Consider the following 13,047-nt stretch of genomic DNA (forward strand, 5'->3'; position numbering starts at 1 on the left):
CAGAATCACTGCGCATCCTCGCGGAGCGTTTATCTCAGTCGGAGACCCAACTCCCACTGAGACAAATTTGCTATTACTCACCACCTGAAGAGGTGGGAGTCTTCTCGACTGAGATAAAAACGGCAGGAGCCGTCAAGCTGCGCTCCTGCCGTTATGTCCGCCGTGACCATTTTTATCCAGTCCACAGGCGTGTTCAAATTCGCGAAGTTTCTGTTCTGCCTCGGGGGTCAGATGGTTCGGGACATCGATCTGGACCGTCACGTACTGATTGCCATGGATGGACGGATTCTTCATGGAAACAATGCCTTTTCCCTTTAATTTAATCTTGGTTCCCGACTGCGTCCCGGCTGCGATCTTGCACAGGACATTGCCGTACAGGGTGGAAACCAGCGCCTCACCGCCGAAGACTGCGGTGGTAAACGGAATGCGGACGGTCGAGTAAACATCCATCTCGTTGCGCTCCCATCCCGGTTTCGCGGTGACGGTAATATTTAAAAGAAGATCGCCCGCCTCGCCGCCGCCCGTTCCCAGCATGCCTTTTCCTTTCAGACGGATAGATTTACCGGTATCGATGCCCGCTGGGATGTGAACCTGTAAAGACTGGCGCTTGCCGGTCTGTGGGTTCTGCAGAGTGATGAGCTTCTCGCAGCCGGATACGGCTTCATCAAAGCTTATGGTTACATCGGACGTGAGGTCAGAACCTTTCTCACGGAAATCGGCGCTGTGAAAGCCCTGACTGCCGCCGAAGCCGCCAAAGCCAGACCCGCCGCCAAAATGAGCGCTAGAACCGCCAAAACTGGAGCCACCGGTAAAATGAGTCCCAGAGCTGCCAAACCCGGAACCGCCCGTGAAATGTCGGCTGCGGGAACTGCCGCCCGAACTCTTGCCGTGGAACATGCCGCCAAACATATCTCCAAAAATGTCACCCATATCGTCCATGTCATCCCCGGTAAAATGGTATTCTGCATAACCGCCCGGACCGCTCTGATAGTGCCAGGAACCGCCCTGACCGGTACCGCCAAAGCCGGAGCCAAATGGACCATTTCCAGAAGCGCCGGCACCGCCAGCTCCGCCGTATGCGGCGCTGTTCGGGTCAAATGCGGCGTGACCGAAGCGATCGTAGAGTTTCTTCTTTTCTGGATCACTTAAGATCGAATAGGCTTCGTTGACATCCTTAAACATCTGCTCTGCCTGGGGATTACCGGCATTGGAATCCGGGTGATACTTTTTGGCAAGTTTCCGGAATGCCTTTTTGATCGTCTCCGCACTGGCGTCCCGCTTTATCCCCAGTATGTCATAATAGTCTCTTTTCTCTGCCATTGATTATCACCTCCGTAGATGCAGTGATTTAAGTTTCAATTATTTAGGTTATGATAAAAGATTGGGTATGATAGAAGCTGCCGCATTCCTGCGACAGCTCCTGAAGCTATCTGGCTGCTGGCAACACAATGTGTGAGCCGCAGCTGCCTATCTGATTATTAACCTTCGATGGAAACGAAATGTTTCTCTTCAGCTGCTTTCTTTTTCAGCTCTTTCGGGAAGGTCAGGGTCAGAGTGCCATTTTCAAATTTGGCATGGATATCCTTTTCCTCTAGGTTCTCGCCGACGTAGAAGCTTCTGCTTACGTTTCCGCTGTAACGTTCCTGACGGATGTATTTAACCGGCTTCTGCTCGGCTTTATCATCTTTCTTGGAAGCATCCGACTCTGTGGTTTTGGCATCCTTCTGATTTTCCTTCGGCTCTTCCGTGGAAGAAACTTCCTTCGAACCGCTGACGGTCAGATAACCATCTTTTAGTTCAATCTGGAGCTCTTCTTTCTTAAAGCCCGGCAGGTCGATGGAAACTTCATAATCCTTATCGGTTTCCTTGACATCCGTCTTCATCAGCTGGGAAGAGGAAGCACCATACAGTCTCTGGTTAAAGCTTGGGAAGGAAAAATCCATCCAGTTATCAAAGTTATCAAATACACTATTATTAAAAATACTCGGCATATACATAAGTCATCTCTCCTTTTCGTATTATCTTAACGTTACTGTTCACGCATACGTGCCCAGTAACATCTTAACATCTATGTGAAAACATCGGCGGCAACAAGTTTGTTCTCATTTCCTTGTTCCTCTCCCTTGTTCTAACTGTAATATAACACACATAATTAGCACTGTCAAGAGGTGAGTGCTAATTTTTTTGTGAAGAATTTGTGAACAGCGCAATTATTCAAGGATAGGCACTTTTGAAACCGAAAGTGCCGTGACGATAACAGGCAGACACCTTCGCTCTGAAAGTGCCTGCCTGTTACGGAGCAGTTCCTGTGTTTTTATATGATTTCTTCTACTGGCGGGTGCTGCTGTTTCCGGGTCCAGTAGATATAATATCCGATATTTAGTACAATGCCGACGATCGTAGAAACGGGGGCTGCGAGACCGATCTTGGTCAGGCTGGCATCCGGCTGGATACTCATGAAATACGCTAGCGGGAGACGCACCAGAAGTGTCTGGATGAGTCCCTGTGTCATAACCCAAAGTGTCTGGTTATTTCCGTTGAAATATCCGATCATGCTGAACAGAACCGCGGTCACGATGGACTCGAGTGCGAATCCTTTCAGGTAATCATAGCTGTTCTGGATGACCGCCGCATCCGTCGAGAAGAAGCCGGACAGGACATCGCCTTTTAGGAGAACCAGGGTAAAGACGATACAGCCGACGCACAGACCGACGCCGATTCCCGTAAAAAGGGTGTGCCTGGCACGTTTGACTTTCCCTGCCCCCACGTTTTGGGAGACGAAGGAAGCCATCGACTGCATCAGGGCGCTCGGGACAAGCATGGCGAAATTGACGATTTTGCATGCTACACCGTAACCGGAGGACGCTTCCAGTCCCAGTCGATTGACAAAGGCGCACAGGGCTAAGAAGGAAAGCTGGGTTAAAAATTCCTGAAGCGCCAGCGGCAGTCCGATGGAAAGAAATTTCGGACACTGGGTGTTGAAGCGGAAATCGTGCCGGGTGATCGTAAATGGCAGAGTTTTCTTAATTAAAAGAATAATCGCGAAAATAACGCTGAGCGCCTGCGCGGAGACGGTCGCGATGGCGGCACCGGCGGCGTCCATATGAAGACCAGCTACCAGTGCGAGGTCGCCGATCACATTGACGATGCAGGCAACCAGGACAAAGAGAAGCGGTGACTGGCTGTCACCGAGCCCGCGGAAGATGGAGGACAGCAGGTTGTAGGCGACGATGAAGAAAATGCCGCCTCCGCAGATGCGGATGTAGCTGGCGGTCTGATCCACCGCCGCCTCGGGTGCCTGCATGAGAATGGCGATCGGGCGGGCAAAAAAGACCATGACGACGAATAAAACGGCGGAAATGATCGTAAATACAATCGAAGCTCCGCCGACAACTGCGCCGATCTGCTGCGGTTTCTTTTCACCGAGATAGCAGGCGATCAAAACGGTGATACCCATAGCGAACTGAATTACGACGAAGGTGACGAGGTTTAAGACCTGGCTGCCCGTCGAAACGGCGGAAAGACCGGAGGTCGAACCGAACCGTCCAACCACCAGCAGATCGACCGCGCCGTATGCCGCCTGCAGAATCAGTGCACCGAGCACCGGAATCATGAAAGCGATCAGTTTTTTCAGGATACTGCCCTGTGTAAAATCAGCTTTATCATTATTCATGGGAATCCCTCCGTTTGCACATAATCTGATAAAATGTCTCCATCGTCTGAATCATCTGGCGGGCGTCCTCCTCAGTAATGGTGTCTAAAGACGGGGCGAGCGCGCTGAAGTATTCGGTGTCATACGTCTGTGAGAGCGTCCTGCCCGCTTCGGTGATGGAAATGTAGGTAACACGCCCGTCGTTCTGCGAGGTTTTCTTTTGGAGATAACCGCCCGCTTCCATCTCCTTGACAGTCCGGGTCACGCCTGGGCGAGGCAGGTTCAGCGCATCGCTGATGTCCGATATTTTTACATGGATGCCGTTTCGCTCCAGCGACTGGATGACATCCAGATATTGAATATAGGAGGAAGTGACTCCCTTCGGCAGCGGCGGAAGCATATCCCGGATTCGTTTGCCCTGATAACAGGCGTCCAACATCCGCTTGATTGTTTCGATGGTCATATGGAAAGTCTCCTTATCAAATAGTTACTTGTGATAATTACCGTGAGTAATTATAGTGGAGGAGTGAGAATTTGTCAAGAAAAAATACCGCCAGCTCCCGGGATGGGCGCTGACGGCGCGTGTTGTTATAATGTAAGGGCAGTTGTGTTACGGTTATTTTACTTCAACCAGCTCAATCTTAAAGTTAAGCTCCTTACCAGCCATCTCATGATTGGCATCAAACGTGATATTTACCTCATTCTTTGCGATAACCTTGACCGGGAACGGCTGTCCCATCTGGTTGGTTAAGTATACCTGCTGTCCAACTTCCAGTTCCTCGGAACCTGGCAGTTTAGCGATCTCCAGTTCCAAAATGGCGTTCGGATCCGGCATGCCGTAAGCTTCCTCCGGCATCAGGTGAATCTCTTTCATCTCGCCTACTTCCATATCAGCGACAGCGGCATCGAAGCCTTTGATCATCTGACCGGCACCGCAGACAAACTCAAGGGGTTCGCCACGATCGTAGGAAGAATCAAACTGTGTTCCGTCATTAAAGGTTCCTTTGTAATGAGTGCGGCAGGTTTTGCCGACATTGCGTCCTGTGATTTCAGACATGATAAAATCCTCCAAAAGATATTGATATGCGGTAATGGGAAAATCCGCCTCAAACGGCCGTTTTCCGGTAAATTCGTGTGCATATGCTACCAGTATACTAAAAAATGCAGGAACATTAAAGCTCTTTTTCAGAACCTTCTTTGGCGGCGCATTCCTGGCAGAGGCCATGCAGCAGATCACCGCTGCATTGGAGCAGAAAGCCATGCTCTTCTAGGAGATGCTGACGGAGTTCATCCATGAAATCGCAGTCAAGGTGAAACAGGCGTCCGCAGCGGGTACATTTAAGATGAAGATGCTCCATACAGTGGGCACCTTCTCCGGCATATTGGTAAACGGCTTTGTCATTTTCAGCATCTGGATATTTGATAACGATGTGCTCTCGGCACAGTTTGTCTAAAAATCGGTAAATGGTGGTAGTATTGGTTTCTGCCCGTTTTTCTTTCAGATAATTTTGTATATCGGCAACGCTTACCGTGCTGGAAGCGTGCTCTTTCAGGTATTCGAGAATCTCAGTCCTTGTTTTGGTTGTATATGGTTTTCGGATCGAAGTCATACGGCAATATCTCCTTTGTCTGTTAGCTCCTATTTTAGCGGTGAAGGGAGGAAGCGTCAAGCCGCATAAGAATAAAATGCAACTCATTTGCAAATTAATCTTGACGATGTAAAAAAAGGGTGCTATATTAATAAACGCAAATTACTTGCATTTATTAATGTGTAGAGCAGAAGACACAAAGCCTGCTGTTGACAGGCAGGTGCTTCTGCAAATGCTATGCGATAACCTACAGCTGAAAGGAGCAGACAGAATGAAAAAGAAAAGTGTGTTTATGGGAATGATAGCAATCTCTGCACTCGTGTGGATGACGGGCTGTGCCGGAAGGGCGGTGGAATCGTCCGATATAGAGACCGAACAGGAGGAGAAAGACGGAAGCGGGGAAACAGAGACGGATGTAATAAGCATCGATGGAGACAAGTTAAAGGTCATGGCGAGCTTTTATCCGATGTATGATTTTGCCCAAAAGATAGGCGGCGATCGGGTGGAGGTGACGAATATGGTGCCGGCGGGAACGGAACCTCATGACTGGGAACCGGCAGCTTCTGACATCAAGAAGTTGGAAGAGGCAGATATTTTTATATACAACGGAGCCGGAATGGAGCACTGGGCTGCCGATGTGCTTACGTCGCTGGACAATAAAAACCTGATTGCGGTGGAAGCATCTACGGGAATTGATCTGCTGGAAGGCTCAGAGCATGAGGAGGAAGAAAACGGAGAGAAGGATGAGCATGCAGAAGAGATTACCTATGACCCCCATGTGTGGTTAGCGCCGGAAAATGCGAAGAAGGAAATGGAAAATATAAAAGATGCACTTGTATCAGCGGATCCAGATCATCAGGAGTATTATGAGAAAAACTACCAGACCTATGCGAAGAAGCTGGATGATCTGGATGCAGAGTATCAGGAAAAATTATCGGATGTGAAAACACGGGATGTGATAGCTGCACATCAGGCATTTGGGTATCTGTGCCAGGCATACGGTTTAAACCAGAGCGGAATCGAAGGATTATCCGCAGATTCAGAACCGGATGCAGCCCGGATGAAGGAGATTGTGGATTTTGCAAAAAAACATCAGGTTAAGACCATCTTCTTTGAGGAGCTGGTAAGTCCGAAGATATCGGAAACGATTGCAAAAGAAATCGGAGCGCAGACAAAGATGTTAAATCCATTAGAAGGGCTTAGTGATGAGGAATTAAAAGCAGGGGCGGATTATTTTTCTGTAATGGAATCAAATCTTGAGACATTGGTGGAAGCACTGAATCAGTAAAGAAAAGGGAGCGGGCATGAAGATAGTGGATGTAGATCATCTTTCATTTGAATATGGGAACCGCAGAGTGTTACATAATTTAAATTTTTCAATCCGGCAGGGCGATTATGCAGTGCTGACAGGGGAAAATGGAAGCGGTAAAAGCACATTGATGAAAGTATTGTCGGGAGAGTTGGAGTCGGCAAAAGGAAGGGTTGTGATAGCAGGAAGTGATTCTTTGACAGCAGCGCTTCATCGAATCCGCATCGGCTATATGCCGCAAAATGGAACCAGCCGCAACGCATTTTTCCCGGCAACGGTGGAGGAAATCATGGAAACCGGAATGTATCATCCATTCTGGAAAAAGTGTGCTGTTAAAGATAAAAAGGAAAGAATATGCCGGACATTGGAAGAAATGGGAATGAAAGATGCGTTAAACCGGCGGATAGGGGAACTTTCCGGTGGCCAGCAGCAACGGGTTATGTTGGCACGTGTGTTGATTTCCAAACCTCAGCTTCTCCTTCTGGACGAACCGGCTGTCGGAGTGGATCAGGAGTCCCTTCGGCAGTTGGCAGCGGTATTAAAACGCAGAAATCAAGAAGAGGCGATGACAATTTTTTTGATTACCCACGGAAATCAAGCTGTATTTTCCGGAGCAAATCGCTTTTTTAAGATGGAAGAAGGAGGGGTAGAGGAAAAATGAGTATTTTCGAGTATAGATTTATGCAGAGGGCATTTTTAGTAGGAATTTTGCTGGCTGTTATTACGCCGCTGATTGGCATGACGGTAGTACTTAAACGGATGTCGATGGTGGGAGATGCACTGGCCCATGCTTCTTTAGCAGGGGTAGCGATCGGAATGCTGTTTGGAATCAACCCGGTAGCCGGAGCAGGCGGTATCTGTGTGGTGGCAGCGCTGGCAATTGAGGCGATTCGGCGTCGTCTTCCCCGGTATTCAGAAAATGCGATTGCGATCGTTATGTCTGCTGGAATAGGTCTTGCCGGAGTATTGTCCGGATTTGTTAAAAACAGTGCTAACTTTAACAGCTTTTTGTTTGGAAGTATCGTGTCAATCAGCACAGCGGAACTTTTGGGGGTATGTGCTGTCAGCGCAGCGGTACTGCTGCTTCTTATTTTATTTCGGAAGGAACTTTTTTATATAGGATTTGATGAAAATGCAGCCAGAATCTCGGGAGTTCCGGTGCGTAAGGTGAATTTTCTATTTACTGTTTTAACAGCATGTACCGTATCGATCGCATCAAGAACCGTGGGAACCTTAATTATTTCTTCGATGCTGGTGGTTCCGGTAGCGTTTGGAATGCAGATGGGAAACAGTTATCGGATGACGGTTCTGTGGTCTGTTTTGGCAGCGGTCGGGACAACGATTCTTGGATTGTTTATCTCGTACTATTGGGGAACAAAACCGGGTGGTACAATTGTACTTCTGGAAGTCGCGTGCTTTGTGGCAGCTCTTGGAATCAAAGGAAAGGAGATGGGACGATGACAACACCGGTTTATATCGTAGAAGGGTTTCTGGGCAGCGGAAAGACGAAACTGATAGAAAATAGTCTTCGTCTCAGACATTGCCGGAATGTACTGATTTTTCAGTTTGAAGAAGGAGAAGAGGTACTGGATACAAAGGAGGCAGAGAGGTGCAGTTGGAAAATCCGGAGCTGGGATCGGGATGAGCTGGAGACACATCTGGAAGAGGTAGCAGACAGAGTGGAGGTGGAGCTTGAAATCCACCGCTATGAAGAGATCTGGGTGGAGTGGAACGGAATGGAACGTTTTGGAACACTGGAGAAGCTTCTCCTGTCCAATGCGCTCCGACGAAGGATTCATATCGAAAGGGTAATGTATCTGGCAGATGTGGAAATGGCGGGAATGATGCTTGGACAGACCGGGGAAGGTCCGATTTCACAGGTAGCTTCTAGTGATGTGATTTACTTGAGAAATACGGAAGATGAAAACGCGGTAAAGCAGTTGGAGCATATGTGCAAAGCACTGGCGCCATCGACAGAAGTCTGGGAATATTCAAAAGAAGCCCTGTTGGATGAATTGGGAAAACAGAAGGGAAGCCCGCTGTTAGAATGGCTCGCTTTTGCGCTGCTTGCCTGTTTTTTACTGATGGTAGTGGCACTGGCAGAACAGCGAGGCGTGCCGTTGATCCGCTATTTTACTATTTTTATGGGAGTGTTTTTGCAGGCGGTTCCATTTTTACTCTTGGGTGTCCTGATTTCCTCGGCCATTCAGGTCTTCATTCCGGTAGGGGTTCTGGAGCGGATATTTCCGTCTAATCCGGTCTTTGCGATGGGAATGGGAATTGGAGCCGGATTTTTTTTGCCGGTGTGTGACTGTGCGTCGATCCCTGTTTTCCAAGGATTACTGAAAAAAGGGGTTCCGCTTCCGGCTGCCATCTGTTTTATGACGGCAGCACCAATTGTAAATCCCGTTGTACTTCTTTCAACGTATTATGCTTTTAATGGGAGTTTTCGGGCAGTTTTTTACCGGACCGGTCTGGGAATCCTCTGTTCCTTTTTGATTGGCACCAGCTTTTTCATCCGGAAACCGACGGATTATTTGAAAGGAGAAGCTGGAAACACTTCATTTTGTACCTGTGGCTGCTATCGGGAGAGCAGAAGCGGAAGGCTGGGCAGGGCAGAACAATTTTTGTGGCATGCCCGCATGGAATTTTACTCGGTTGCCAGGTATCTGGTTGTGGGAATTGCGGTATCCACCTGTTTCAGGCGGTGAATCTGGGAGTTTTAAAAGAATGGGGGGCTTCCTGCCTTCCGGTGGCGTTGTTTGCGGCGATTCTGCTGGCATTTCTGCTTTCTCTGTGCTCGTCCTCGGATGCAGTGGTGGCGAGAAGCATGGCGGGAACTTTTTCAACGGTTCCGCTTCTTGGATTTCTCGTATTTGGACCCATGATGGATATCAAAAACGTGATGATGCTGCGAGGATATTTTAAAGCATCGTTTATTGTCAGGCTGGCGCTTACGGTATTTGCAGTCTGCTTTGGAGTGGTGCTTACAGCAGGACTTCTGGGAGGAGGAATGGCAGGATGAGAAGGCATTATATCAATCCGGGGGCACTCATTGAGGCAGTGATAAGCCTCCTCTTTGGACTGAAACTCTTCTGGATGGCGTATACAGGCCAGTATCTTCTCTTTGTGACTCCCAGGATGAAAGGGTATCTGTATTTTGCGGCGCTGGTAATGGCAGTCTGGGCATTTTCCTGCTTTGCCCGGACCGGGATACCGGAATACCGGCAGCATCTGAACCGGACGCTGGTTCTTCTAATCCCACTCATGGCGCTGCAGCTGCCATATCAGGCGCTGGGGGCATCGGGGAATATGTCCTATTCCAGCCAGGGACTGGTACAGGCGGGGCGTCCGAGAGAAGAAAGCGGACAGAATGAGAAGACGGATAAGCAGGCTGTGTCTGGCGAGAGTGAAGCGGCAGTGACACAGGCAGCGGATATGTATACCGGCTCGTCTGATGACGGGACAGAATCCCTAGAAGAAACACAGGGCGGCAATATAGATGAAACAGCAGGAGCACAGGAAGATTCAGAAAGGATCGAAACGCCTCCTGGGCTGGATACAGAAAACAGGCGGATTGTCGTGGATGATGCCAGTTTTTATCCGTGGCTGGTGCAGCTCAGCTATTATCCGGAGATGTACGAAGGATATGAAATCCAGATGCATGGAACTGTTTACCGGGATGATACACTCACAGTGGGGCAGTTTGGCTTGATCCGTATGCTGATGAGCTGCTGTGTGGCAGATCTGCAGCCCTGCGGACCGCTGTGTATCTGGGATCAGGCGGAAACTCTTTCACAGGATGAATGGGTGACAGTCACAGGAACCTATCATTATGATGAAGAGAAAGGAATGGAGATTCAGGTCTTGAAGGTAGAAAAAGCAGAGGCGGCAGAGGATGAATACGTATATCCGGTTTATTGATGTCGGCCGTTCGGCTTGAACAGGGAGAGGAAATGTTTGCGGAATATTTCCTCTCCCTGCTTTTTGCTTTATAGGAACGTGTGTCCGGAGTCTTCATACGGTGGGCTGCCTGCCATGCGTGAAGAAGAGGATAGAAGAAAATGCTTCGTCCTAATTCTCCCACCGTATCTGTTCCCCCTGTACCAGCGGAAATCTTGAAAGAGTCTCCCCGTCCAGGTTCTCCCGGTTCATATCCACTGCCGTGATCTGATGGTTTTCATATGTCGTGTAGTAGTAAATCCCCTTATCCGCGTTGCAGCAGGAGGTGTAGAGTGTGATTTCATATTTTCCATCGGAGACCTCGCAGCATCCGCGCTGCTGGTCAACCGAACCTAGGATATGGAAAAACTGGCTGACACTTTCTAGCTCGGATGCGCCGGAGCGGGCATTTGATTTTGTAAAAGCGACCCGTGCAAACCGGGAAGCGGAGGAGAGGTCTCCCGGAAGTCCGAGAGCGCCCATGCCGCGGCTGTAGGTTGTAAGCGGCAGATCGGCAGAAAATGTATTCTGCGGCTGCTTCGGGGACAGGTTCATGTAATTGTTGAGGGAGAACAGCTGCTGCGGGAACGGCGGATTGTTTGTCAGGACACCCACCGGATTGTCGTAGATATGCAGTCCGTCCGCCATCGGCTCGATGACGATGCATTCATTTTTATCGGCAAGAATCCAGTGAAGCTGCGCCGGGGCAAACTGCTCGTTGAATGGAGTGTCGGTCAGTACCATCTGGGCGAGGCGGACGCGAGCCTCTTTCACGGACGCGCACTGGCTGAGAATCCAGGGGATGAACTCAAACTGTGCGATGTTGTCATGATCCTCCTGCGGCTTCTGGTAGGAGGCATTGCCGACGAAATTCAGTCCCGCCATGCAAAGCCCCTTCTCATTAAAAGCATCATAATAAAGCGGATAATCCCCCGCCACATGTGCCATGCCGATGATGGCATAGTGGGTCGAAACCGCGCTTGCGTGGCGGAAAGTAAGTGGATAGTTGCGAGGTGTGACGGTTACTTCGTCCCCGTAAGAAAATTCATAATCTAAGGTTCTGCCGAAGTAGAAATCGGCGGTTTTGTAAGTTGCGGCTGTACACATGGTCATTTCTCCTTTTTCTGTTTCAAAGTGTGTGGGGCAGATTGCGCCGGCCTATTTGTTGCATACTCTATATTCAATTGTATTACTGTAAAAGTGAAAGTGAATCTTGCTGTTTTTTAATATATTTAGTATATCAAATTTTTGAGAAAAATATAGAAAAATTAAAAGTAGAATTAATCCGCTTCACAGATGTTTTGTCTGGGTATATAATAAGGGATAAAAACAGATAGAAATGATAGGCATATAAATTTTTCACAGGAGGATTCACTCATGACTGATACAGATAGAATCCAGATAAACGAAGCCCGCATCCGCGCTGAATTTGATGAGCTGGCGCGGATCGACTCAGAAAGTTTCGGGGAACGCGAGATGGCGGATCGCTTGAAGGAAAAGCTCGCAGAGCTGGGAATCCAGGCAAAGGAAGATGACACAGCCGAGAAAATAGGAGGCAATGCGGGAAATCTGTTTGGAACGTTAAAGGGCGGGATGTCTGGCACGCCGATCCTGCTGTCCGGGCATATGGACACGGTCGCGCCGGGAATCGGAAAGAAGCCGGTTTTTCATGAGGACGGAACCATCACTTCGGATGGAACCACCGTGCTTGGCGCGGATGATCTGACCGGGGTAATCGCCATCTTAGAAGGCATCCGTGCCGTGCAGGAGGCAGAAATCCCGCACCGGGATATCGAGATCCTCTTTGCGGCGGCGGAAGAGCCGTTTACAAGAGGAAGCTCGGAGTTCGATTTCAGCCAGATGAAAGCGAAGGAATCTTACGTTTTGGATGTAACTGGACCAGTCGGGACAGCGATCCTGCAGGCACCGACGATCCTTTCCTTTGAGGCGGCAGTCAAGGGGCGCGCAGCGCACGCTGGATTTGAGCCGGAGAAAGGCATTCATGCGATCCAGACTGCGGCCCGCGCGATCGCCGCGTTACGGCTGGGACATGTGGATGAGGAGACAACCCTGAATGTGGGGCTGATTTCGGGCGGCTCGGTCGTGAATGCAGTGCCGGAACTCTGCACCTGCCGGGGCGAGATCCGCAGCTACAGCCATGAAAAGGCGATAGAGACCCTGGAAGATGTCCGCCATGTCTTTGAAACCGCCGTCAAAGAGGCGGGGGCAGAGCTTTCCTTCACACACCGCCTCCATGTCAAAGCCTTCCATCTGGAACCGGACTCGCCGGTGGCAGTTCATTTTGCCGGGGCCTGCCGCACCCTGGGAATCGAGCCGAAATTCGGCAGCACCTTCGGCGGCAGCGACGGAAACACGATGATGCAGCACGGAATCCCATGCGCGGTGCTTTCCTGCGGTATGTACGATGTTCATTCCGTGCGGGAGTATGCGAAGGTGGGGGATATTGTGAATGGGGCGAGATTGATCGCGGAACTGATTACGCAGGGGCAAGAAGCGGGTATAGAGTAAACCTCACAAGTGTTGATAAGACCGTT

General features: G+C 49.6%; 14 protein-coding genes. 7 read left to right on the plus strand and 7 right to left on the minus strand.

The window, feature by feature from the left end:
* Positions 1-132: 132 nt before the first annotated feature.
* The 6 genes from DWX76_RS10875 to DWX76_RS10900 all read right to left on the minus strand — a co-directional run bounded on the left by DWX76_RS10875 (position 133) and on the right by DWX76_RS10900 (position 5,262).
* A complete protein-coding gene (locus DWX76_RS10875; protein WP_118570669.1) occupies positions 133-1,320 on the minus strand; it encodes a DnaJ C-terminal domain-containing protein in 1,188 nt (395 codons plus the stop codon).
* A gap of 158 nt (positions 1,321-1,478) precedes the next feature.
* Positions 1,479-1,997, minus strand: coding sequence for an Hsp20/alpha crystallin family protein (locus tag DWX76_RS10880; protein WP_117796632.1), 519 nt, complete (start codon positions 1,995-1,997; stop codon positions 1,479-1,481).
* Positions 1,998-2,314: 317 nt separating this feature from the next.
* Entirely contained in the window at positions 2,315-3,673 is a 1,359-nt protein-coding gene (locus tag DWX76_RS10885) for an MATE family efflux transporter (RefSeq protein ID WP_118570670.1), read from the minus strand.
* Positions 3,666-4,115, minus strand: coding sequence for a MarR family winged helix-turn-helix transcriptional regulator (locus tag DWX76_RS10890; RefSeq protein ID WP_117796634.1), 450 nt, complete (start codon positions 4,113-4,115; stop codon positions 3,666-3,668). Before DWX76_RS10890 ends, DWX76_RS10885 begins: the two co-directional genes overlap by 8 nt.
* 153 nt (positions 4,116-4,268) lie before the next feature.
* Positions 4,269-4,709 carry an FKBP-type peptidyl-prolyl cis-trans isomerase gene (locus DWX76_RS10895; RefSeq protein WP_117796635.1) on the minus strand — a complete coding sequence of 147 codons (441 nt, stop codon included), beginning with the start codon at positions 4,707-4,709 and terminating at the stop codon, positions 4,269-4,271.
* Between the two features lie 115 nt (positions 4,710-4,824).
* Positions 4,825-5,262: a Fur family transcriptional regulator gene (locus DWX76_RS10900; RefSeq protein ID WP_117796636.1), complete on the minus strand. Its 438-nt coding sequence runs from the start codon at positions 5,260-5,262 to the stop codon at positions 4,825-4,827.
* A 250-nt stretch (positions 5,263-5,512) separates the two neighbouring features.
* Between DWX76_RS10900 and DWX76_RS10905 the strand changes: the two genes are divergently transcribed.
* Genes DWX76_RS10905 through DWX76_RS10930 form a run of 6 tightly spaced genes read left to right on the plus strand, consistent with a single transcriptional unit; the run spans position 5,513 to position 10,474 of the window.
* Positions 5,513-6,529 carry a metal ABC transporter substrate-binding protein gene (locus tag DWX76_RS10905; RefSeq protein ID WP_117796637.1) on the plus strand — a complete coding sequence of 339 codons (1,017 nt, stop codon included), beginning with the start codon at positions 5,513-5,515 and terminating at the stop codon, positions 6,527-6,529.
* Positions 6,530-6,545: 16 nt separating this feature from the next.
* Positions 6,546-7,211 carry a metal ABC transporter ATP-binding protein gene (locus DWX76_RS10910; protein WP_118570671.1) on the plus strand — a complete coding sequence of 222 codons (666 nt, stop codon included), beginning with the start codon at positions 6,546-6,548 and terminating at the stop codon, positions 7,209-7,211.
* Positions 7,208-8,011: a metal ABC transporter permease gene (locus DWX76_RS10915; RefSeq protein ID WP_118570672.1), complete on the plus strand. Its 804-nt coding sequence runs from the start codon at positions 7,208-7,210 to the stop codon at positions 8,009-8,011. Before DWX76_RS10910 ends, DWX76_RS10915 begins: the two co-directional genes overlap by 4 nt.
* A complete protein-coding gene (locus tag DWX76_RS10920) occupies positions 8,008-9,261 on the plus strand; it encodes a permease (protein WP_118570673.1) in 1,254 nt (417 codons plus the stop codon). The genes DWX76_RS10915 and DWX76_RS10920 overlap by 4 nt, the downstream gene beginning before the upstream one ends.
* Positions 9,258-9,575, plus strand: a complete 318-nt coding sequence (locus tag DWX76_RS15170; protein ID WP_182429776.1) for a permease — start codon at positions 9,258-9,260, stop codon at positions 9,573-9,575. Before DWX76_RS10920 ends, DWX76_RS15170 begins: the two co-directional genes overlap by 4 nt.
* Positions 9,572-10,474, plus strand: coding sequence for a TIGR03943 family putative permease subunit (locus tag DWX76_RS10930; protein ID WP_118570674.1), 903 nt, complete (start codon positions 9,572-9,574; stop codon positions 10,472-10,474). Before DWX76_RS15170 ends, DWX76_RS10930 begins: the two co-directional genes overlap by 4 nt.
* A 150-nt stretch (positions 10,475-10,624) precedes the next feature.
* Here the strand turns inward: DWX76_RS10930 and bsh are convergent, their stop codons facing one another.
* Positions 10,625-11,599: a choloylglycine hydrolase gene (gene bsh / locus DWX76_RS10935; RefSeq protein ID WP_118524016.1), complete on the minus strand. Its 975-nt coding sequence runs from the start codon at positions 11,597-11,599 to the stop codon at positions 10,625-10,627.
* Positions 11,600-11,869: 270 nt separating this feature from the next.
* Here bsh and DWX76_RS10940 point away from each other — a divergent pair, with 270 nt between their 5' ends.
* Positions 11,870-13,021, plus strand: a complete 1,152-nt coding sequence (locus tag DWX76_RS10940) for a M20/M25/M40 family metallo-hydrolase (protein WP_118570675.1) — start codon at positions 11,870-11,872, stop codon at positions 13,019-13,021.
* Positions 13,022-13,047 lie beyond the last annotated feature (26 nt).

It is taken from the genome of Clostridium sp. AF21-20LB, assembly GCF_003478795.1.
GTDB lineage: Bacteria > Bacillota > Clostridia > Lachnospirales > Lachnospiraceae > Otoolea > Otoolea fessa.